General features: G+C 60.8%; 15 protein-coding genes. 10 read left to right on the top strand and 5 right to left on the bottom strand.

What is annotated here, in order from left to right; all coding sequences use genetic code 11:
* Window positions 1–24: 24 nt before the first annotated feature.
* Both BRA49_RS07190 and BRA49_RS07195 read left to right on the top strand, forming a co-directional pair.
* The gene (locus tag BRA49_RS07190) at window positions 25–1,233 is read left to right on the top strand and encodes a multidrug effflux MFS transporter (RefSeq protein WP_292384720.1); all 1,209 of its coding nucleotides are present in this window, start codon (window positions 25–27) and stop codon (window positions 1,231–1,233) included.
* Window positions 1,234–1,497: 264 nt separating this feature from the next.
* Window positions 1,498–2,760 carry an McrC family protein gene (locus BRA49_RS07195; protein ID WP_292384722.1) on the top strand — a complete coding sequence of 421 codons (1,263 nt, stop codon included), beginning with the start codon at window positions 1,498–1,500 and terminating at the stop codon, window positions 2,758–2,760.
* Between the two features lie 84 nt (window positions 2,761–2,844).
* On the opposite strand, the gene BRA49_RS07200 is transcribed toward BRA49_RS07195, so the two are convergent.
* Window positions 2,845–4,050 carry an MFS transporter gene (locus BRA49_RS07200; protein WP_292384724.1) on the bottom strand — a complete coding sequence of 402 codons (1,206 nt, stop codon included), beginning with the start codon at window positions 4,048–4,050 and terminating at the stop codon, window positions 2,845–2,847.
* A gap of 488 nt (window positions 4,051–4,538) precedes the next feature.
* Between BRA49_RS07200 and BRA49_RS07205 the strand changes: the two genes are divergently transcribed.
* The 3 genes from BRA49_RS07205 (at window position 4,539) to BRA49_RS07215 (ending at window position 10,171) form a co-directional block, all read left to right on the top strand.
* A complete protein-coding gene (locus tag BRA49_RS07205) occupies window positions 4,539–7,514 on the top strand; it encodes a chemotaxis protein CheB (RefSeq protein ID WP_292384726.1) in 2,976 nt (991 codons plus the stop codon).
* 13 nt (window positions 7,515–7,527) lie between these two features.
* Window positions 7,528–8,778 (top strand): PAS domain-containing sensor histidine kinase, encoded by a 1,251-nt coding sequence (locus BRA49_RS07210; protein WP_292384728.1) that lies wholly within the window; start codon window positions 7,528–7,530, stop codon window positions 8,776–8,778.
* Window positions 8,779–8,992: 214 nt separating this feature from the next.
* Entirely contained in the window at window positions 8,993–10,171 is a 1,179-nt protein-coding gene (locus BRA49_RS07215) for an ATP-binding protein (protein WP_292384729.1), read from the top strand.
* Between the two features lie 36 nt (window positions 10,172–10,207).
* On the opposite strand, the gene BRA49_RS07220 is transcribed toward BRA49_RS07215, so the two are convergent.
* Entirely contained in the window at window positions 10,208–10,474 is a 267-nt protein-coding gene (locus BRA49_RS07220) for a zinc ribbon domain-containing protein (RefSeq protein WP_292384731.1), read from the bottom strand.
* Window positions 10,447–11,379 carry an RNA-guided endonuclease InsQ/TnpB family protein gene (locus BRA49_RS07225; protein ID WP_292384734.1) on the bottom strand — a complete coding sequence of 311 codons (933 nt, stop codon included), beginning with the start codon at window positions 11,377–11,379 and terminating at the stop codon, window positions 10,447–10,449. The genes BRA49_RS07220 and BRA49_RS07225 overlap by 28 nt, the downstream gene beginning before the upstream one ends.
* A 383-nt stretch (window positions 11,380–11,762) precedes the next feature.
* Here BRA49_RS07225 and BRA49_RS07230 point away from each other — a divergent pair, with 383 nt between their 5' ends.
* Together BRA49_RS07230 and BRA49_RS07235 are read left to right on the top strand one after the other, a co-directional pair.
* On the top strand, window positions 11,763–12,218 hold the full coding sequence (locus BRA49_RS07230) for a class I SAM-dependent methyltransferase (protein ID WP_292384736.1): 456 nt from the start codon (window positions 11,763–11,765) through the stop codon (window positions 12,216–12,218).
* A 463-nt stretch (window positions 12,219–12,681) separates the two neighbouring features.
* Entirely contained in the window at window positions 12,682–14,724 is a 2,043-nt protein-coding gene (locus BRA49_RS07235) for an acetate--CoA ligase family protein (RefSeq protein ID WP_292384738.1), read from the top strand.
* Between the two features lie 37 nt (window positions 14,725–14,761).
* Here BRA49_RS07235 and BRA49_RS07240 read toward each other — a convergent pair whose 3' ends face one another.
* Window positions 14,762–16,303 (bottom strand): glycosyltransferase, encoded by a 1,542-nt coding sequence (locus tag BRA49_RS07240; protein WP_292384740.1) that lies wholly within the window; start codon window positions 16,301–16,303, stop codon window positions 14,762–14,764.
* A 388-nt stretch (window positions 16,304–16,691) separates the two neighbouring features.
* On the opposite strand from BRA49_RS07240, the gene BRA49_RS07245 reads away from it, so the two are divergent.
* The 3 genes from BRA49_RS07245 to BRA49_RS07255 all read left to right on the top strand — a co-directional run bounded on the left by BRA49_RS07245 (window position 16,692) and on the right by BRA49_RS07255 (window position 20,959).
* Window positions 16,692–17,324 (top strand): superoxide dismutase, encoded by a 633-nt coding sequence (locus BRA49_RS07245; protein ID WP_292384742.1) that lies wholly within the window; start codon window positions 16,692–16,694, stop codon window positions 17,322–17,324.
* A gap of 378 nt (window positions 17,325–17,702) precedes the next feature.
* Complete coding sequence (locus BRA49_RS07250; RefSeq protein ID WP_292384744.1) at window positions 17,703–19,145, top strand: heterodisulfide reductase-related iron-sulfur binding cluster; 1,443 nt, start codon at window positions 17,703–17,705, stop codon at window positions 19,143–19,145.
* A 224-nt stretch (window positions 19,146–19,369) separates the two neighbouring features.
* Window positions 19,370–20,959 (top strand): sensor histidine kinase, encoded by a 1,590-nt coding sequence (locus tag BRA49_RS07255; RefSeq protein WP_292384746.1) that lies wholly within the window; start codon window positions 19,370–19,372, stop codon window positions 20,957–20,959.
* A 9-nt stretch (window positions 20,960–20,968) separates the two neighbouring features.
* Here BRA49_RS07255 and BRA49_RS07260 read toward each other — a convergent pair whose 3' ends face one another.
* Window positions 20,969–22,390: an MATE family efflux transporter gene (locus BRA49_RS07260; RefSeq protein ID WP_292384748.1), complete on the bottom strand. Its 1,422-nt coding sequence runs from the start codon at window positions 22,388–22,390 to the stop codon at window positions 20,969–20,971.
* Window positions 22,391–22,510: the final 120 nt, after the last annotated feature.

Raw genomic sequence — 22,510 nt, forward strand, 5'->3', positions numbered from 1 at the left:
AGACTTCACTTCCGAGACATTCCCATGGACCAATCCCCCGACCAAGACGTTAAAACTCAGCGATATCTTGGCGATAAGGGCCTGATCATTCTGATCGCTCTCCTCTCCGCCTTCGTCCCGCTCTCGACCGACCTCTACCTCCCCGCCCTTCCCGGCATGGGGGATTACTTCGGCGTCTCCGCGACCCTCACCAACCTGACCCTGATCCTCTTCTTCATCTTCTTCAGCCTCGGCCTCCTCTTCTGGGGGCCGCTCTCCGATAAATACGGCCGCAGACCCGTCCTGCTCGCGGGGCTCGCCCTCTACATCGCCGCAAGTCTCGGGTGCGCCGCGTCGGGAGCGATCTGGCATCTGATCGTCTTCCGCATCCTTCAGGCCGCCGGGGGGAGCGCGGCCTCCGCGGTCGCGACCGCGATGGTAAAAGACGTCTACGACGGGAGAAAGCGTGAGTCGGTCCTCGCGCTCGTCCAGTCGATGGTCGTCATCTCGCCCGCCGTCGCCCCGGTCCTCGGCGCGTTCATGCTCCCCTACACATCGTGGCGGGGCCTCTTCGTGGCACTCGCTCTCATCGGGGTCGTCTCGATGGCCGGCGGTCTTCTCCTCCAGGAGACCATTCCCTCTCGGTATGCCGGCACCGTGGCGCAGTCCGTTCGCCGGCTCGGCGTCGTGCTCAAAAACCCCGGCTTCACCTCGCTCCTCATCGTCTTCTCGCTCGTGAGCACCGCATCGCTTGCGTTCGTCTCCGCCTCGTCGTACATCTACCAGGAGGGGTTCGGGCTCTCGGAGCAGGGGTACAGCCTCTACTTTGCCATCAATGCCGTCGCCCTGATTGCGGGCCCGCTCCTCTACCTCCGGCTCTCCCGGAACTTCAGCCGCAGGGCAATCGTCGGGGCCGGGTTTGCCGTCATGATTGCGGCAGGCCTGATCGTCTGCTTCTTCTGGAACCTGGGGCCTCTCATCTTTGCCCTCGCTCTCTTCCCGGCGTCCTTGATGGGGAGCGCTGTGCGCCCGCCGGGTGCATTCCTGATGCTCGACCAGCAGAAGGAGGACACCGGCTCTGCCGCCGCCCTGATCAACTGCTCAAGCCTCGTCTTCGGCAGCGCCGGGATGGTCCTCGTCTTCCTCGGCGGAAGCAGCCTTGCTTTTGCCCTCGGCGCGATCAACGTGGCCGTCGGGGCGGTGTGCCTCGCAGGGTGGGCGGCGATCGGGAGAAGGGAGGTGGTGAGGTGCTGAAGGGAGGCGTCCTTCGCGGCTCCCGAGTTATCCTGGTTTGATATCCTCGGATGAGCCCTCAGAATATCCCCACTGCTGAAGGCATCTCGGTCATCGCAGCTCCCGGGACGGCAGAGCCTCTGTAGGAGGACCGATTCCGGAGAAGATTGCCAAAAAAGCAACTGGCAAAATTAATGCCGCGTGAAGCCGAGTTTCTGAAAGGGGTTTTTCATGGGCCGGGATATTGATAAACAGTTCTCCAGTTGCTTGAAGCGATAGCAAAGCGTGAGAATACAACCGTTGAGATGCTGGGAAATACATTTGCATCTAAGGAGATCGAGAACAGAAGGACGTTTTACCGTCCAGATCTTTCCCAAACTCTGTGCGTGTGATATCTACCAGGAACAGAGAGCCACGGTTGCAGGAAACCTCCTCAAGATGCTCTCCCATACGGGAAACGTCCCCATCACCGAACTGGACCAGGTAGGCCTCGATCTCAGGAAGATGGACCTCTTCGAGGTTTTCATCCGCCTCTTCGCAAAGAACCTGCTGACTACGATAAAGAACTCGCTGAGAAGAGAGTACATCCGGAGCTCAGATGAACTCCATGTAATCCGGGGGCGGATAGACTTCCGGCACCACATAAACCCTGCTCGCATGCATATCATTCCCTGCCGGTATCACGAGCTCTCGGCCGACAGTCTCCTGAACCGAACCTTCAAGTATACCTGTTATCTGATGTCGAGGACAGCCTCTGACTTTACGACGATCCGGCTGCTCGGCGCGATCGTCAACCTCCTCGAGCCGGTGACGCTGACACCGATCTGCGTAGCAGAGATCGATCGCATCGCATACTCCCGTCTCAACCGCATCTTCGAGCCCTATATCCGGATGTGCAGGATATTCCTCTCGAACTCTTCCCTCACCCTGCAGGCTTCAGAAGTCGAATCATTCTCTCTGCTGATCCCGATGGAGAGGCTGTTTGAAGAGTTTATCGGTACAGTCCTTGCAGAAGACCCGGCCTACTTCTTCGGGCGGAATGTGCCGGTCAGATCGCAGGCAACCGTGGGCAGGCTTGCCAGGGATGCGAACGGGGCTGAACTCTTCAGCATGAGGCCGGATATCATCGTCGGGTGCCCGCAGATCGAGGCCGTCATCGATACCAAGTATAAGCAGCTGGACACGGCCGATCGGAAAGCAGGCATCTTACAGGCAGATCTCTATCAGATGTATGCATATGCAGCGAAGACAAACGCCAGGAGATGTATGCTCCTCTATCCGGAAGTACTCCTCAAGCAGAAGCAGGACTTCTTCCTCACAGTGCGCTCTCTGGAGGGGATGGACGTGGACATTTTGCTCATGATCCGGGCTATCCGACTCTCCCACGACCTCAACCGTCGGGAGGGATGGGAAGCGTTCCATAGCGAAATCCGGGAGATTGTCAGGCCCCTTATCGCGAAGCAGAATCCCCTGGCGACAGGGGGAGCGGCAGAGCTAACGCATAGGTGTAATCACCTTGCCATGAGCATGCCCGTAAAGCGGAAATGACGCCGCTACATCACATCGCTGTGCTGTAAGGGGTCAATAGACAGCAGCCCCCGTCAGGGCGGGGTAGTTGACTCGCTAACGGTATCAGTTCTCCGCTTGCGGTGCCGGCTCCCGGACGGACAGCACAAAGATCCCGCAGACTGCTGTAGCGATCAGGAAACTCACGAAGAATCCCGGGCCAAACCCGGCGGCGGCAACAATGATCCCGGTAATCAGGGGCCCTGCCGAGTGCCCGATGTCCATGATCGACGACAACGCCCCCATCGAGGCCCCCATCTGCTCTTTTTCTGCAACGTCTGCGACGTATGCACTGGTCGCAACCGTAGAGAGCGACATACCCAGAGCGAGAAGGGAACTTATGAGGAGAAACGTCGTAAACGTCGATGCAAACGGGATAACGGCAACCGAGCCCCCCAGGATGAAGAGTCCTACGACGATCTGGAGACGTTTGTCGACCTGGTCGGCGAGCCTGCCGAAGACTGGTTTCGACACCGCGATGATCAGCGTCTGGGCAGCGAATAGGATCCCCGCCTGGTACGCACCCATCCCCCGGGAGAGCAAGACGAGCGGCAGGAACGTCTCGAACGCCCCGAAGGCAAAGTAGGTCGCCATATCCACGAGTGCCGTTGCCCGCAGTCTCCGGTTCGTGAAGAACGTTACAAAGCTTCTGCGAAACGCCGAGAACGGGAGGACCTTCAGGGGGCCCGGAGTATCCTCCCGGTAGAGCAGGATCAGGATAACTGCCGGCACTGCGGCAATCGCCGCAGTGAGGTAGACCATCCGATAAGGGATAATTCCGGGGTAAACGATGAAGAACGATATGATAGCCCCGCCGACGAGCGGGGCAAGGGTCCTCCCGATCAGCGTTGCGGAAGAATACTGCCCGAGCACCTCCCCCTTCTTCCCGGGAAACCGTACTGCAATCATCGCAGCGATCACCGGCCCGAGGATTGCGGTTGCCATCCCGTGGAAGAACCGGACCGGGATCAGCCAGAGCGGGTCGGTGATGAAGAGGTAGAGCAGAGGCGCCGAGAGGAATACCGCTCCGGATGCGATGAGCAGCCTCCTCTTCCCCAGGTGATCCGAGAGGACCCCCACCGGGAACGAGAAGAGGATACCGGCGAGCGGGGAGACTGCCGCAACGAGACCGATGACCGCATCGCCGGCACCCAGGGCCTGAGAGAAGAGGGGCAGCACCGGGTTCTTCGAGATGGTCGTCGAGAAGATTGCAAAGAACCCGATCAGAAAGAGACCGTACATTGCGTCCGGTGCGGAATGGTGCCCGACCATGGTTCTTATCTCGGGTTAGCTTTAGATGGACATATAGACAGCGATCGTATCGGAGACGGGTCTCACCCGTGCAAGAACCTGCCACCGAGCGCGGCACAGCCCCCCCGTCCGGCGCCAAACGACGGCCCCGTGGCCGGGCATCCACAGGAGAACCCTCCCACGGGCAACCGGGAACGGCGGAAACTGCTTCATGATCCTGATGAACCGACGGCAAACCGGCAGGATCGTGAAACTCTCGGAGAAGCATTGATTACCTTTCGAACAAAACCACAATAAATTAATACATTCCGTTGCTTCCCCCTGCTATCCGGAGATCTTCAGGCGGGGTCGGCCGTTGCTAGCATGGCGCATGCATAACCCGGGCGCGCCGCAGGGGTATGGATCTGCGCAGCTTTCCGGCGATGCCGGGAGAAGACCGTTCCGAGAACCCCGCCGGCGGTTGTGGCCGGCAACGGAAAGGCGGGCCGCCTGCAGAGAGGAGACTGGGCATGAACGACGGAGAAACGGACAATTCACAGAAAAAAGAGGATACGCGTGGCGAAACTGCCACGGTGCCGGCCCCCGGGGCTCCCCGCGCCATCGTCGGGATAGGAGCATCCGCTGGCGGGCTTGAGGCACTCGAAGAGTTCTTCACGCATATGCCGGCGGATACCGGGATGGCATTCGTGCTGGTCACGCACATGGATCCGAGCCATAAAGGCATGCTCCCGGAACTCATCCAGCGGGTGACGGCGATGCCGGTGACGTGGGCCGAGGACGGCACGGCAGTCAGGCCGAACGCCGTCTACGTCAAACCGGCGAACGCCGACCTCTCTATCCTGCACGGCACCCTCGCCCTCCTGGAGCCGGTGGCGACACGGACGAGCCGGACGCCCATCGACCTCTTCTTCCGGCATCTCGCCGAAGACCAGGACGGCAAAGCAGTCGGCATCGTTCTCTCCGGGATGGGTCAGGACGGAACCCAGGGGATCCGGGCCATCAAAGAGCGAACGGGGACGGTGCTGGTACAGGAGCCCTCCTCCGCGCCGTACGGGAGCATGCCGGAGAACGCCATTGCCACCGGGCTTGCCGACTACGTCGCTCCGGCAACCGAGCTTCCGCACCTGCTCCTGACCTACATCCGCTCTGCAGATACCATCGCCCGGGAACCGGCAGTCCCGACGGAAACGGCAGTAAGCGGGCTGCAGAAGATCTTCATCCTCATCCGAACCCGGACCGGCCAGGACTTCTCGATGTACAAGCAGAGCACGATCCGGCGCCGTATCGAACGCCGGATGGGGCTGCACCAGCTGACCCGGATCGAGGATTACGCCCGCTATCTCCAGGAGAACCCACAGGAGATTGATATCCTGGCAAAGGAACTGCTCATCGGCGTGACCCGGTTCTTCCGCGACCCCGAAGCATGGGGGGTCCTGCAGGAGAAGGCGATCCACGAGCTCGTCCGCAGCGCCCCGGAGCGGAGCGTGATCCGGGTCTGGGTTGCGGGGTGCTCCACCGGGGAGGAGGCCTACACCATGGCGATCGTGCTCCGGGAGTGCCTGGGCAACCTGAACCGCTACGGAGAGATCCGCTACCAGATCTTCGCAACCGATCTTGACCCGGAGGCTATCGAGGTTGCCCGGCAAGGCCGGTACGTCGCCTCCATCGCAGCAGATGTCTCATCGGAACGCCTGGAACGCTACTTTGTCAAAGAAGACGAGCACTACCGGATCCGCCAGGAGATCCGTGAGACTATCGTCTTCGCCCGGCAGAACCTCATCACATCTCCCCCGTTCATCCACCTCGACATCCTCTGCTGCCGAAACCTGCTCATCTACCTCTCCGGGGAACTGCAGGAGAAGCTCATCCCCGTCTTCCACTACACGCTCAAACCCGGCGGGGTGCTCTTCCTCGGACCGGCAGAGACGATCGGCGGCTACGGCGAGCTCTTCAAGACCATCGACGGCAGGCAGAAGATCTTCCGGCGCCGGGAGGCGTCCGCCCCTCTCATCGACCGGATCGATATTCCCATCTCCTTCACCCCGCAACCGACCGGCACCCCCGGCACCCGGAGACGCCCCACCCCTGTCGACGAGATCGCACCACGGGCGCTGCTCGATCGGTTTGCCCCGCCTGCGGTGATCGTCAACGAGAACGGGGACATCCTGTACATCCACAGCAAGACAGGGAAGTACCTGGAGCCCTCCCCGGGCAGGGCAAACCTGAACATCCACGCAATGGTCCGGGAAGGACTTAGCTACCCGCTGATTGCGGCTCTCCGCTCCGCGCGGCAGGAGAAGAAAGGGATCGTAACAGAACCTGTCTCCGTGAAGACCAACGGCGATGTTCAGGAGATCCGCCTGACCGTCGCACCAATCGAGCGGCCTTCCGGAGCGGAAGACCTCTTCCTGATCGCCTTTGAGGATATCGTGGAGACGGAGACGAATCGGGTCCGTGAGGCGCCGGGGGAGGTGCGGGACGATGCCCGGTGCGCCGAACTCGAGCGGAACCTCGCCGAAGCCAGGGCACACCTCCAGAGCACCATCGAAGAGATGCAGGCCTCGCAGGAGGAGGAGAAATCGATGAACGAGGAGCTCCAGTCGATGAACGAAGAGCTCCAGTCGACGAACGAGGAGCTGACCACCTCCAAAGAGGAACTCCAGTCGCTCAACGAGGAGCTCCTCACGGTGAACACCGAACTCCAGACCAAGATCGACGAGCTCTCCATGACGACCGACGACCTGCAGAACCTCCTCCGGGGCACCGGGATTCCTATGCTCTTCCTGGATAACAATCTCCGGGTGCGCCGGTTCACCAGGGCCGTCACGGAGATCATCAACCTGCGATCGACCGACTTCGACCGGCCGGTCACCGATCTCGCCGTCGGCCTCCGGGGCGAGCCGCTCGTCGAGGATGTCAGGGAGGTGCTCGATACCCTGCTGCCCCTGGAAAAGCAGGTGCAGACGACGGTCGGGCGGTGGTTCCAGATGCGGATCCTGCCCTACCGGACGGCGACCAACCAGATCGACGGGGTGGTCATCACGTTCGTTGAGATCACGCAGATCAAAAACCTCGAGCAGTCGCTCAGAAACGCCCGCACCTATGCGGAAAACATCATCGCGACGATCTGGGAGCCGCTTGTCGTCCTCGACCCCGATCTCCGGGTCGTCTCAGCGAACCGGTCCTTCTACCAGATGTTCCGGGCCACGCCCGGCGAGACCGAAGGGGAACTCCTCTACACGCTGGGGAACGGACAGTGGGATATCCCCGACCTGCGCCGGCTGCTCGAGGAGATCCTCCCGGAGAAGGTGCAATTTGAAGGGTTCGAAATGAATCACGACTTCCCGGAGATCGGGCAGAAGAGGATGCTCCTCAACGCACGGCGGATCGCTTCCGAAACAGGACCCGACCTGATCCTGCTCGCCATCGAGGACGTCACCGATCGGTTGAGACCAGAGAACTGCGGTGAGACCACCGCAGAATAACGGTACCAGTATCATGCAGGATCCTGACCGGGACCCGGATCTTCGGCAACGCGCCGAGGATGAAGCGCAGAAGAGAGGACACGCCGCTCACCTTCCAGAGCAGGACCTGCGGAGACTCTGTCACGATCTCGAGGTGCACCAGGTCGAGCTCGAACTCCAGAACGAGGCGTTACGGGAGCTGCAGTACAACCTGCAGATCTCCGAAGAGAAGTACCGCGACCTCTACGACTTTGCCCCTATCGGCTACATTACCCTGGATGCGGACGGCCGGATCCATGAAGCAAACCTGATGGCCGCTTCAATGCTCGGGGAGCCCCGGGCGTCCCTCACGAACCAGCGATTCCAGTACTTCCTGGAACGGGAGAGTATCCGGGACTTTATCATCTTCCGTGACCGTGTGCTCGCGACCGAGGGGAAAGAGACGATCGTGGTGCGGCTCAGGGCGACGCGGGAACATGAGTCCGCCTGGGTCCTCGTTGAGGGGAAGGTCAGCGAGGGGCAGACGCTCCGGGCCGCTCTTATCGATATTACCGGGCGAAAACAGGCGGAAGAAGCGCTTATGCGCCGGACCGACGACCTCATCCGGCTCAACGCTGAGGTCGAAGCGGCACGCAACGAGGCGCACCTCTACCTCGACATCATGACCCACGATGTCCGGAACGCGAACAACGTCTCGAGCATGTATGCAGACCTCCTGATCGACCTTGCAGAAGGAGACCTGAAGGCGTATGCGGTGAAGCTGCATGAGAGTATCGAGCGGAGCAACGAGATCCTCAAGAACGTCGCCACTATCCGGCGAACTCAGGAAGAATCCGTTCACCTGGCGCCGGTGGACCTTGATGCGGTCATCCGGACCGAGATCGCCACCTTCCCCCGGGCATCGATCCGCTATGTTGGCCTTCCGGTCGAGGTCCTGGCGGACGGTCTCCTCTCGACCGTCTTCAATAACCTCATCGGCAACGCCGTCAAGTTCGGCGGCTCCGACGCCGGGATCACCGTACGGGTCGGGGAGCGGGACGGCGAGGTGCTGGTCTCGGTCGAGGATACCGGCCCGGGCATCCCCGACGCAGTGAAGCGCACCCTCTTCACCCGGTTTGAGAGGGGCATGGCCAGGGGGAAAGGCGAGGGGCTCGGGCTTTTCATCGTCCGGACACTTGTTACACGTTACGGCGGCACGGTCCGGGTCGAGGATCGGGTGCCGGGCAGACCGGAAGAGGGAGCGGCGTTCCGGTTCACGCTCAGGAAAGCCGGGAACGGTGCGTAGAGCGGGAGGGGTTGTCGACGAAGAGCACCTCTGCGGTACTCCGATCCGGTCAGGTGGCGGCAGGTGCTCTGATCGTCCGGACGACCACATCACCCGGGTCTTACAAGGGATGCTCGACTCACTCAACGGTAGTTCAACATTGACTCTCGCCGAAGCACATTTATGTGGACAGATTGTAAATCGTATTTACAATATGTCCAGCCAGGTGCGGAGAATGATCCAGCGAGAGGCGGAGGAGAAGATCCGGTCGCTCGCCCTCGGGTTTCCGGCAGTGGCCGTGATCGGCCCCCGCCAGTCGGGAAAGACGACGCTCGTCAGGTCAGTATTCCCACAATTGCCCTATGTCCTACTGGAAGATCCCGACACCCGGGCCTTTGCCGAAGAGGACCCGCGCAGTTTTCTTGCGCAGTACGAGAAGACCGGAGCGATCCTCGATGAGGTGCAGAGAGTCCCTGAACTCTTTTCGTACCTCCAGGGCGTCCTTGATATAAACCAGAGGCCGGGGCAGTTCATCCTCACCGGGTCCCAGAACTTCCTGATGATGGAGAGGATATCCCAGTCGCTCGCCGGTCGGGTCGGGATCGTCAAACTCCTCCCCCTCTCGATGAGGGAACTTGCCCGTGCCGGGATTGAGCCCGAACGGTACGAGGACCTCCTCTACGCCGGCCTCTTCCCCCGTCCCTACAGCAGCGGCATTCGCCCGACAGACTTCTATGCATCGTATATCCAGACCTACCTCGAGCGCGATCTCCGCCTTCTCAAGCAGGTGCAGAACCTCTCGACGTTCCAGACGTTCATGAAGATGTGTGCCTACCGGTCCGGCCAGGTGGTGAACTACTCGTCCCTCGCGAACGACTGCGGCATCACCCACAACACGGCGAAAGAGTGGTTATCCCTTCTTGAGACGTCGCTCGTGATCGCCCTGATCCGGCCCCACCACAAAAACTTCAACAAGCGGCTCGTAAAGATGCCGAAACTTTACTTCACGGACCCCGGCCTTGCCGCACACCTGGCCGGGATCCAGAGTGCCGACGACCTCAGTTACCATTCCCTCAAGGGCGGGCTCTTTGAATCGCTCATCATAACGGAGTTCCTGAAGTTCCGGTTCAACCGGGGCAGAGAGTCCAACCTCTATTTCTGGCGGGACAAACTCGGGCACGAGATCGACTGCATCATCGAGTATGCGGGGTGGGACCCCATCCCGGTCGAGATCAAGTCGGGCCGAACGGTAAGTTCCGACTTCTTTAAAGAGGTAACCTACTGGAACGGACTCTCCGGTAACACCCCGGATCGGTCGTTCGTGGTCTACGGAGGCGACCAGTCCCAGCGCCGGGCGGCAGGACGGCTCATCGGCTACCGGGACCTGGAGCCGATCGTCCCGTATCTGGAGTGATCGGGGAAGATGGATACACGTGAACTACCCCGCCCTTCAGGGCGGGGCTTCCTGCTTCATGGATAATACTTGCGCCACAGAGGTGTGACGTAGAGGTATCGTCTCCACAGCACGGGAAATCGAAGATTTCCCTGACAGGGAAATGCTCTGCATTTCCACAGGCTCAAAGGGCTGTTCCATCCCCACGCGGTGAATATTCACCGCAGCATTGTAGTCTCGATCGGCAACGAACCCGCAGTACGGGCATTCATGGACTCTCTCGGAGAGACTCTTCTTCACGATGCTTCCACAGTTCGCGCACATCTGCGTCGTATCACGGGGATCGATCTGAATGAAGTTCGTACCAGCACTTGCAGCTTGTACGAAAGATACGAAAAGAATCGTCCCCACGATGCACTGTGGATACTCCTGCGGAGTCCGCGAGATTTGCTGTTCTCCTTGAGATACTTGATATTCAGGTCTTCGACACAGATCGTTGCATAGGTGTCAACGTACTGCCGGGAAAGTTTGTGCAGGAAATCGTTCTTCTGGTTCGTGATATGTTCATAGACCTTCTCCAGTCTGCTTTTCGCCTTTGTCCAGTTCCGCGAGAACCGTTGCTTTCGGGCAATGCTCTGCTGGATCTTCTTGATTCGGTCAAGCGAGTGCTCATAGAACCGGGGATTCTCGATCACTGCACCGTCGCTATCGACGGCAAATGCGTTCAGACCGAGATCGATACCGGCAGACCGCCCCTCGCGCTTCGACCGGGAAACTTCTTGTTCCGCTTGAATGATCACATACCATCTATCACCGGAACGGGTGATCAGGACGCCTTTCACCGGAACGGTGTAGGGTCGGTGCATGGTGAACAGAACGGTTCCGATCTTCGAGAACGTAATCGCGCTGTGTTCACGGTCAATCTTGAACCCCGACTGGTTGTAGGTGAGCGTCCGATACCGGAATGCACTCTTGAACCGGAGTTTACCGATCTTCCGTCCCTTCTTCTTCGACTGTGAAAGGGCACGGATGTTGCTCCAGAGGGTATAGTTCACCATCTGGAGCACTTTTGAGTAGACCTCTTTCAATGCAGGATTCTCGTCCTTTAGCGTGACGATCCGCGCCTGCGATCCCCGCATCGTCGGCGTGAACCCGTTCTCCCGGGCGGTGTTACATTCTTCGAGGAGTGTGTTGTAGAGCCACCGACAGGTATCGAGTGCGGCATGCAATCGTGGTTCTACGGTTGCATCCGGATATGCTCGATACTTGTAGGAGATAAGCATAGACAATAGAAGAATTCGTCAGAGACACGATATACTCGATCCATGCGGGGTGAAAGTGAAGAAGGGGCTCCGCTTTCATCCCCACACCTGTTGGGTGGGGACTTCCCGCTCCGCCCCTTCAACCCCGCAAGTTAAGCGGCAACCGCACGTTCTCTGCGAATCGATCGAACACCGAACAACCAGAGAGCCCCGGCGACCGGCAAAACCTCGGGGGAGCGAGCCCGCCGGTTCCACCCTCCCCGGGATCTGAGGATGCGGAACGGGAGAGCATGCCCTCTTTCGTATGAAAATGCCCCCCAGATATTTTCATCCGGTATGCATGCTGCCCAATGGGTATCATGCGGTTTTTTGCCGAAAAAGGGCACGAAGCGGTGGGGATCGCCACCGCCTCTCTTGCGATCCGGAAGGCAACGAAGAAAGCTGCCGGAAGAGGGCTCCAGGTGCAATTTCTTGTCCTGAACGCACTGGCCCTCTCCAGGCTCAAGAGGAAGTTCGATACCGCCATCGACTCCGGGCTCTTCCATACCCCCTCCGGCGAAGACCGGCCGGCCTTCGTGAAAAATCTTGCAGCCGTCCTGAAACCGGGCGGGAGATACCTCATGCTCTGCTTCAGCGACCTGGAGCCCGGCGAATACCCTCTTCCGGGGAGGATCACACAGAGAGAGATACGGGATACCTTCCGGGCAGGATGGTCCATCAATTATATCAGACCGGCGATCTTCGAGAGCCGGATCGACGGGCACCGCGCCTGGCTCTCATCAATATCGAGAGCGATGCAGAGTTGACGGGGCCGGGCTGTTGACTGGCCCTGTTCTCGGGTCGGTTCCTGATTGAGCGGATATAAACGGCGATCTGACGAAAGCGGATCCCTGCACGACCTTCCAGACTGCACACCCCTGAAAGAACTCACCCGCCCGAGGATGCCCGGGCGGCGGTTTTTCGGCGAAAGCCCCGGTCCCCGCTCCCGGGCATCCCCGGGAAAGACCTCATGCACGACACCAGAACAACAGCAAATATTCGACTATTCTGGAAATAAGGCCCCGATTGACGAAATTCGCCGTTCCCCGGGGGTATTTATCATGTTGAATCATTACAAAACCTATAAAGCACATATGAGACCACGCTTTACAGTTCATTCCGACCTACTGGTTTTGCTTTCCCGGAAACGGCCCATCGTTCAGGGAACATGAACTCGCAGGATCATAAAGACACCTGAGTAGAGATACTCAAAGACATGAGGAGACAACCATGGTCAAAAGAATGCTGAGTGAATTCGAGTCGTACGATCTCCTGAAACAGTACGGTGTACCAGTACCCGAACATGCCATCGTCAAGACCCCTGCCGAAGCGGGCAAAGTGGCGGAGAAGATAGGTTTTCCGGTCGTTATGAAGATCCACTCGCCACAGATCGTCCACAAGAGCGACGCCGGTGGTGTTATCGTCAGCATATCGTCAAAACAGTCCGCGGAAGAGGCGTTCAATAAGATTGTCGCGAACGCGAAGGCGTATAACCCCGATGCCGAGATCAAGGGCGCCATCGTCGAGCAGCAGGCGGCACCGGGGCTTGAGCTCATCATCGGGGGGAAGACCGATCCGGCGTTCGGGAAGGTGCTCACCTTCGGTATGGGGGGGACGCTCGTCGAACTGATGAAAGACGTCACCCTGCGTATCCTCCCCGTCACTGAAGAGACGATACGGGAGATGATCCGGGAGATTAACGGATACCCGATAATCAAGGGCTACCGGGGATCGAAACCGAGGGACGAAGAGACGCTTGTTCAGGTAATTTGGGCGATCAACCGCTTTTTTTCCGAGAACACCAACATCGTCGAGTTCGATATCAACCCGGTCAGGCTCTACGAGTCCGGCGCCTGCATCGTCGACGCCCGGATCTTCGTCGACGACGAAGCCGTCGAAAAGGTAGCCAAAGAGCGACCGTTCGTGCCGATCGAGTATTTCACACCCCGTTCCATAGCGGTTATCGGCGCGTCCTCCGAACCCAAGAAGATGGGATACGCCGTGATGCACAACCTCCTTCACTTCCCGGGGCAGCTCTACCCGGTGAACAACAAGCGCCCGGAGGTCCAGGGGCTCAAAGCCTACACCTCCATCCTTGAGATCCCGAACCCCGTCGATATGGCGGTCATCACCGTCCCGGCAAAACACGTTCCGAGCGTGATCGAGGAGTGCGGTCAGAAAGGAGTCTCCATGGCGATCATCATAACGGCCGGGTTCAAGGAGATGGGCGAGGGAGGAAAAGCCCTCGAAGAACGGGTCCTCGCGATCGCAAAGGGCTACGGGACGCGGATCGTGGGACCGAACTGCCTCGGGTTGATCGTCCCCCCGAAGGGCATCGACACCACCTACGTCCACGAGTCCCCGAAACCCGGCAACATCGCCTTCATCTCCCAGAGCGGCGCCATCGTCAACACGGTCGTGGACTGGAGCATCAGGCAGGACATCGGTTTTTCCGCCGTCGTCTCGGTGGGCAACCAGGCGGACCTCAATTTCATCGACTTCCTCAGGTTCGTGGAGCGTGACCCCAAGACCAAGGGCATCATCCTCTACATCGAGGAGATCCAGGATGGCAAGACCTTCATGAAGGTGGCGAGCGAGGTCGCAAAGACCAAACCCATCGTGGCGATCAAGTCCGGTTCGTCCGAGAAAGGACAGGCGGCGGCCTCGTCCCATACCGGTTCGCTCTCGGGCTCCTACGACGTCTACATGGAGGCGTTCCGCGAGTCCGGCGTGATTCCCGTCCACACCCTGACCGGCACGTTCCAGGTCGCAGAGATGCTCTCGCTCCCGAAGGGCTACCCCCGCGGCAAGCGGGCGGTCGTGATCACGAATGCCGGCGGGTTCGCCGTGCTTTCCTCCGACTACGCCGAACGCTACGGCATCGATCTGATCACCCTGCCGCCGAAGGTCTTGAAGGAACTCAACGAGATCCTGCCCGATTTCTGGAACAAGAACAACCCGATCGACCTCCTCGGCGACGCCAACGAAAAGCGATTCGAGCAGGTATTCAGCGTCCTCGCCAGGCACCAGGACTGCTGGGACATCGCGTTCGTCGTCGGGTTCCCCAACCTCGTCATCGGCTCCGAGCAGCTCGCAAACCAGATCATCGGGTTCTCAGGAAATACCGAGAACATGATCGTCTCAACGCTCCTCGGCGGCGGGTCCATGGACCGGGGCCGCAAGATCCTCAGAGAGAACGGCATCCCGCTCTTCGATGAACTCGACTTCACCTTCCGGGTGATGGGAAGAATCCTCTGGCAGAGATTCCGGTAAGGCTTCTCCCGGGACGAACACCTTTTTTAGCCGGCGGTCATTCCCCGCCCTCACCGGGCACCACTCGCCCATCCCTCCGCCAGACCACCAGGAACGACGAGAGGACGACCAGAGTGTAACTGGCCCAGAAGAGCGGAATGGCCGTACCTGAACCCGATCCCCCGGAGGCGAGCCGCACGATGCCGACAGTCATCGATACCAGAACGGCCGCGATCACGATGAGGACCGGTGCTATCCGGACCCGGGCGGACCCCGACGCCACCTTCGGCGTCACGACGAACGGCAGCTGCTTTCCCGAGACGGCGTACCATATCCCCCGGGCGTAGACGAAGGCGAGCGTGTTGAAGATCGCCTGCGAGAGAGCGAGGTCACGCAGGGAGTACTGCCGTTCGCGGATGCTGATGATGACCTGGATCGCGATCACCACGGCGAGCACCACGGCAAAGACCGGGGGGAGCCAGACAGGCAGGATCGGGACACCGAAGATCAGCGTGGCGACGGGGAGAAGAAAGAGCACCACGTTCACCCCGCCGAGCAGGTAGATCGAGACGGTCACGATGAACTCAAGCCACTGTACCGGGGCCATGCTCCCGGGGTGCATCACGAGTTGCCGGAGGATGGTCCCGAGGAGCCTGGTGTTGCCGTATGCCCAGCGGAGTTGCTGCGTGAAGTACGCGGCGAGGTTCGGCGGCGCGATGCCTTCCGCGTAGACGACGTCGAGAAATACTCCCCGGCGTCCGCAGAGGTGGAAGAGGAAGGACGTGGCGATGTCCTCGGCGATGCTCATCTCGTCCATTCCCCCGATGGCAACAAGGTGGCTCACCCGGAAGATGCAGTTTGAGCCCGTCAGCATGGCGGTGTCGTTGGCGGAGAGCCCCCTGCAGACGTGTTTGTTGTAGATATGCTGCTGGTACGAGAACGTGACACTTATCGAGTCATTCCGCTCCGACCGGAAGAACTGGGGGGTCTGGATGAAGGAGACGGAGGGGTCGGCATCGAGGACCGGGATGAGGTCAGCCAGGATCGCCGGCTTCACCTTCTGATCGGCGTCGATGACCATGAGGTAGGGTGTATCGGCGCCGAGGAGGGAGACGGCATGGTTGATCGCCCCGGCCTTAAACCCCCCCCTATGGTTGCGGTGGACGTAGCGGAGGCGGTACCGGCGACAGATATCCTGCATCGATACGCGTTTCTTCTCATCCGTGGAGTCGTCAAGAAGGAAGATGCTGACGTCCGGATAGGCAATCGCCGTGCATGCCCGAGCACAGGCCTCGACCACATCGGGCTCTTCGTTGTAGACAGGGATGAAGACTGCAACGCGAGGGAGGAGTCCGTCGGATCGTTGTGGCGCTATGGGATGTCCAGAGTAGGCGTAGAGCGAACGGAGGAGGTGATCGGCGTAACTCACGAACTGGATCACCCCGAACGCGGTGACAACGACCAGGAAGGCCGAGAGGAGTCTCGCAACAAGTCCCCATTCCGCTCCGGCGAGGATGAGGTGCAGGTCCCGGAGGAGGACGAACGCGAGCAGCGCCATGAGCGTGGCGGTAAAGAGCGAGATACGTGTTGCCGTCTTCATGGAGGGTCCACCGTTGTCCGGATAAGCACGCGTGCGTACGACGCCTTCGCGGTTGTACGGAGATCCGGTCATGACCGGGGTACCGGGGCGAGGTTCCTGGCGCGCGATGCGGTTCAGGTAGCATCCATCATACCGGTGCATTTAAAGGTTGTGGCGAGAGGTGCGCCGGGGGTTTCGGAGCGGTCCTTTCAGGTGGGTCTTCAGGCTGTCGGGAATAATCGTCGAAATACTCGTGCTCAAGCCGGATCTCCGGGCATGATAGGGTTGGGTCGTATCCGGGCACCCGAACCGCACACGTCGGGCAGAGACGCGGGAGAGCGCTCTGCCGTATGACCGCCGGCCGCCGTAACTATGAAATAGATTGCTTTCCTTCTGACAACTGATAACTATGGCTGCACAGAAGATGGCAACGACGCCGTTGAAGAAGTATGAACTGCCGCCCCTGCCCTATGCGCCCGACGCTCTCGAGCCGCACATCTCAAAAGAGCAACTTTCCCTCCACCACGACAAGCACCACCAGGCATACGTGACCGGGGCGAACGCGAACCTTGAGAAGCTGGAGAAGGCACGGCAGGAAGGCGCCGAGCTCGACATGAAAGCACTGTTAAAGGAACTCTCCTTCAACATAGGCGGTCATGTCCTGCACACCCTTTTCTGGCCGACCATGGCACCGGGAGGCAAGGGCGGCGGCGGAACCCCGACCGGTGCCCTTGCAGAAAGGATTGACCGGGAATGGGGTTCCTTCGACCGGTTCAAGGCCGAGTTCACAAAGACCGCCGCGAGCACCGAGGGGTCCGGCTGGGCGGCGCTGGCCTACGACGCCATGACGGACCGCCTGGCGATCATGCAGGTCGAGAAGCACAACAACAACGTCTACCCTTCGTTCCCGCTCCTGATGGTGCTCGATGTCTGGGAGCACGCCTACTACGTCGATTACAAGAACAACCGGGCCGGGTTCATCGACGCGTTCTGGAACGTCGTGAACTGGGATGTCGTGAGCAAGAGACTGGAAAACCTCTAACCTTTTTTTCCCTCCACGAGCCCGCACCCGGCTTCTCACTAAAGATGCCTCCGGGGCAGTCACCGTTTCTCTATACCGGGCGGGTCGGGGGAGGAAGCGTCGCGTCGGGGGGAGAGGTGGCTCTCTCACTGCATCTATCACAATCTTTATGTGGTCCCCTTCGGATCGTAGTCAAACGTCGTTGTCAATAAAGGGGGGGACCAATGAACCGATACTGCAGGCCGTATACCGCCATCCTTAGATATCCGGGCTCTTCAAGGGGAGGGCCGACCGGTAGCCCTCATGTACGGGCAGCAGGGGCCAGAGACCCCTGCACCTCATCATGTCATACTCCGGACCCGTTTTCATGGGTAGATCTGGCCGGCGCAGGGATCGACCATGCTCAGTAAAGCTCTCCCGGCAGACGAGCGGATCCGGGACGCGATCACAGCGGGGGCGATACGTCACCTGCTGCGCGAAGAGGACCCACGGCTCCGGAACTTCCAGCTCTGCAACGCATGCGGCTCCTGCACGCCCTACTGCACGGCACAGATCAACGATCCCGGGACGGAGAGAGACTGGGGATACCTTGCACGGAAGGTGACCGCCGCCCTCCAGGCAGGTAGGTGCCCGGATATCGACCTCTCCGACTGCGTCCAGTGCTATTCCTGTGAGACTGCCTGCCCACGATCCGTCAGCATCGGTGGGATCATCAACGCGGTATACGAGGCGGAGCATGCGCAGCCGCTCTTTAGAAAAATGCTCCTCGACCGGGGGTGCCTCCCCCCTCCCGCCTTCCTCCCGCTGTACACCGGCAGGGGCCGGTTCAGGAAGTTCGTCGCAAAGGCCGCCCTGCGCCCGTCCCCGGTGGATGCGAGGGCCGTCGACGAGGTCCGGAAGATGCTGCTCCACCCCGTCCGGGCATCGACGTTCTCCCATCCAGGCGGGCACGTGCCAGAACGGCCCTCCGCCCCCCCGGATCGAGTCGTTCACCTCACCTCCTGCTGCGCCTTCAACTACCCGGGCTCCGACCTCTCGCAACGGGCGATCCTCACCTCGCTCGGGATCCGGTATGAGACCTCCGGGATGCAGACCTGTTGCGGGGGAGCGCCTCATTACATGGGCAGCGCAGGGTTTGCGGACCGGCTGCTCCTCACCGCCCGGAACCTCAGTGTCTTCCAGGATACGCCCGGAGCGGGCGACGAGATCGCTATCACCGGGATATGCCCGACCTGCAGCGACTCGTATGCGTCCACACTGAAGCTGCTCTCCGGGAACGGGAACAGAGCGGCGGTGAACGAGGTGCTGGGCCGGATCGGACGGCATGTGGGCGATCCGGGGGTCTTCCGGGTCGCAAACATACTCGACCTCTACCCTCTCTATCTTGACGAACTCCGGCGGCTCGTCGAGACGCGGCTATCGAGGCTGCGCGTCGGGGTGCACGTCAGCTGCCACTACCGGAAGATGAACGGCAGCCTCGCCGTCCCGCCGGGGCTGCGGGACCTTGCGGCGGTCACCGGGGCGAAGGTCGTCAGGAGCGAGATGGAGCACTACTGCTGCGGCGGGGTCAAGAACCTCTTCGACCGGCACCTGACGTTCCCTGTCGAGGGACTCTCCCGATTAAACCAGATGGTCTACCAGGACTTCGTGCAGCAGCATCTGGACGTGATGGTCGTCGACTGCCCGGGGTGCGAGCTGGTCTACGACCACATGGGGGTGCCGGTACTTCATATTACCGAGCTCCTCGCGCTCTCGCTGGGTGCCGACCCCCGGGAGACGGTCCGTATCCAGGGCCACCTGACATCGCTCAAACCGGCACTCGGCCGGATCGGGCTTTTGTAACCCCCGGCAACGGTGAGCAGAGGGGCGCCGGCCCCCGGTGCTCTCCCTCCGCCGCACGGAGAGCATGCAGCCTCCAGAAGGACGAGAGGTGCGCATACATTGGCCCACCAGAACCACCGGCAATCCGGCTTTAAGAGGGTTATTACCGCAAATCTCTTATCTACAGGAATATGAGTTTGTTTACATAATTTCCACCGAATAATATTCTTGAGGGGCAAATTCATATGAGCATTGTAGATTCGGTGTCTACTCAACCGGAAGAGACGTTTCAGATCCTCGACGAGCCGGGTGTGGGCATCTTTGTGCTCAATCGGGATATGCAGGTGACCTGGGTAAACGCTTACGCCAGGGAGATCCTCTCGGCCAACGAGGATGAACTCCTGGGATCCGATATCTGCCAGGTCCTCGATACTCACCTGATGCCGCTCGTAGACGAGGAGGAAGAGACAGGGAAACTCCTCGCCGCGGTTGGTGCCGGAGACGAGGTGCCCTGCCTCGACCTCCGGGTGCAGGACGGCCAGGGAGAGGCACGCCGCTACGTCTACTCTAGTCGGCGGCTGAACCGGGAGCCGTTCGCAGGGATGTGGGTGCTCCGGATACGGGACGTCACCGGCAGGAAAACGAGCGAGCGGCTGCTCTCCGCAAACAGACAACTTCATATCCTTAACCAGATCATGGGGGTATCCGCATCGTCCCTCTCGCTCGACGAGCTGCTTGAGGCGTCCCTCTCAAAGACGCTGGACCTGATCGGCTTCGATATCGGGCTGACCTGCCTCCTGAACCCGGAGAGGACGCTCGCGCTGACGCGCTACCACCACGCCGTCCCGGCGGAGTTCCTCGCCCGAAACAGGGCGATAAAAGTCCACCACTGGCCCTGGAACTTCGTCTTTATTGCCGGGCAGCCGCGCTATCTTGAACTCTGCAGCGAGCCGGGCACGATCGAGCGAGATATCCTTGCATCGCTCGGGGTCGCCACCCTTGCCTGCATCCCTATCCTTGCGGAGTCAGTCGTGGTCGGCGCGCTCTTTCTCGGGAGCAGGGAAAGAGATAGACTGCAGGATGAGGAGCGCCGCCTTCTTGAGTCAATCGGGAACGAGATCGGCTCGGGGGTCCTCCGGAGCATGCTCCACAAGCGGCTGGAGGCAGCCCACCGCGAGACGAACCTCTACCTCGACATCATGACCCACGACATCAAGAACGCGGGGAACGTCGCGAGCCTCTACTGCGACCTCTTGCTCGACATGCTCGAAGGAGACGCCGCAACATACGCGAAGAAACTCAAGGAGAGCGTCAGGAAGAGCACGGGCATCCTCCAGAACGTCTCGACGATCCGCCGCATCCACCAGGAGCCGCCCGAACTCGCACCGGTCCACCTCGGCCACGTCATCAGGGCCGGGCTCGACCGCACCCCGGACACGAGCGTCTCGTTTGAGGGGGCGTCGGCCGAGGTCTGGGCCGACGACCTGCTCCCTGAGATCTTTACGAACCTCATCGGGAACGCCGTTCAGTTCGGCGGACCGGAGGTCGGGATCACGATCCGGGTGGAGGACTCTCCCGAAGAGGACCAGATGGTAGTGGTCTCGGTGGAGGATACCGGCCCCGGCATCCCCGACGGGATGAAAGAAGCCGTCTTTGACCGGTTCAACCGGGGCTACGGAGAAGGGCTCGGCCTCTATATCGTCGGGATGCTCGTTACGCGCTACGGCGGCAGGGTCTGGGTTGAAGACCGGCTCCGCGGGCGGCCGGACGAAGGGGCGTCGTTCCGTTTCACGCTGCGCGAGGTGGTCCGCACGGGGACCGACGAGACGGCGTGAAGGTGTTCTTCACGCTGCTGCCGCTGCAGCCTGCCTACCCCTGAGCCCTGTGGTATAGCGGCGCGCCCAGGCGTACCCGAACACCGCACCGACCGCGTTGCCCGCCGCGACCCCCCACCAGACGCCGGAGAGGCCGAACCCGAGTTCGATCGCAAAGACCCAGACGAAGAGGGCCGAGAGGACGACGGTCTGCAGGACCGTGATCGTGAGCGACCGTGCGCCGAGCCCCGTCCCCTGGAAGAACGACGCCGAAACGAACCCGAACCCGATCATCGGGTAGACCAGGCTCATCACCCGGAGGTAGGTTGTCAGTTCCAGGGTTATCCCGGCACCGTCGCCCGGCGCCGCAAAGAGTGCGGCGATCTGGGGGGCGAAGACGAACATCCCCACCGCGAGGCCGAGCCCGATGAAGACCCCGAGCCTGACGGCGTAGAGGAGGGCGGACTCCATCCGGGCATACGCCCGGGCGCCGTAGGTGGCGCCGGTGACCGCGACCACTGCCGAGGATATGGCGAGGATGGGGGTTAAGCCGATGCTCACGATCCGCCACCCGGTCGAGTAGACCGCGACGCCGTCCGTGCTCGATATCAGGACGATGACGCCGTTCAAGACCAGAGTCATCAGGGCAAGCGAGAGCTGCTCGACGGCGGCAGGGAAGCCGACCCGCAGGATGTCGCGGGTGGCCCCGGCGTCGGGGACGAACTCCCTGAGGTGAAGGGAGACATAGGTATCCCGCTTCACGAAGAGCCAGTAGACCATCGGGACGGCGGCGATGACCTCGGCGATGATCGTCGCCCAGGCTGCGCCGCCGATCCCCAGATGAAGGGTGTAGATCAGGATCGGGTCGAGGACGACGTTTGCCACTGCTCCGAGCGCCATGGCGTACATCGCCCGTTTTGCGTCCCCTTCCCCGTGCATGAGCGCGTAGGCGATCTCGCCGAAGAGGAGGGCGAACGTCCCGAGGAAGAGGATCCGGGCGTACTCGGTGGCAAGGCCGGCGGCACTCCCCGCCCCCATCAGGACGAAGATCTCTTCGGCGAAGAGGGAGAGCGGGATGGTGACGGCGACGGCGAGGACGGTCATCAGGAGGATCGTGTGCATCGCGACGCTGCTCGCGCCGGGCCGGTTGCGGGCGCCGATCATCCGGGAGAGCGCCGCTTCACCGCCGGTGCCGAGGCCGGTCGCTAACCCGATGGTTATGATGGTAAGCGGGAATGAGAACCCGACGGCGGCAAGAGCATCTGCACCGAGGCCCGAGACCCAGAACGCGTCGACGGCGTTGTAGAGGGTCATGAGGGTCATCGCGACCATCATCGGCAGGGAGAGCCGGATGATGGCGGTCTTCGGATCGGCGAGGAGGAGTTTTGTTCCTTCTGTCTCGTTCTGGTTACTACTTGATGGTGTGTCTTCTTCTGAGTCGCTGGTTGGCATACATATCGCCTGCTGGCGTGCCCACGCCGCGGCTTCCCGGTCGAATCCGGGAGCGGTTATAGGGGGGCTGGGACGCCGTGCCGTTCTGTGGCTACTGATTGTCAGGTCCGCCCGGTACCG

Source organism: Methanoculleus sp. UBA430 (assembly GCF_002506585.1).
Classification (GTDB): domain Archaea; phylum Halobacteriota; class Methanomicrobia; order Methanomicrobiales; family Methanoculleaceae; genus Methanoculleus.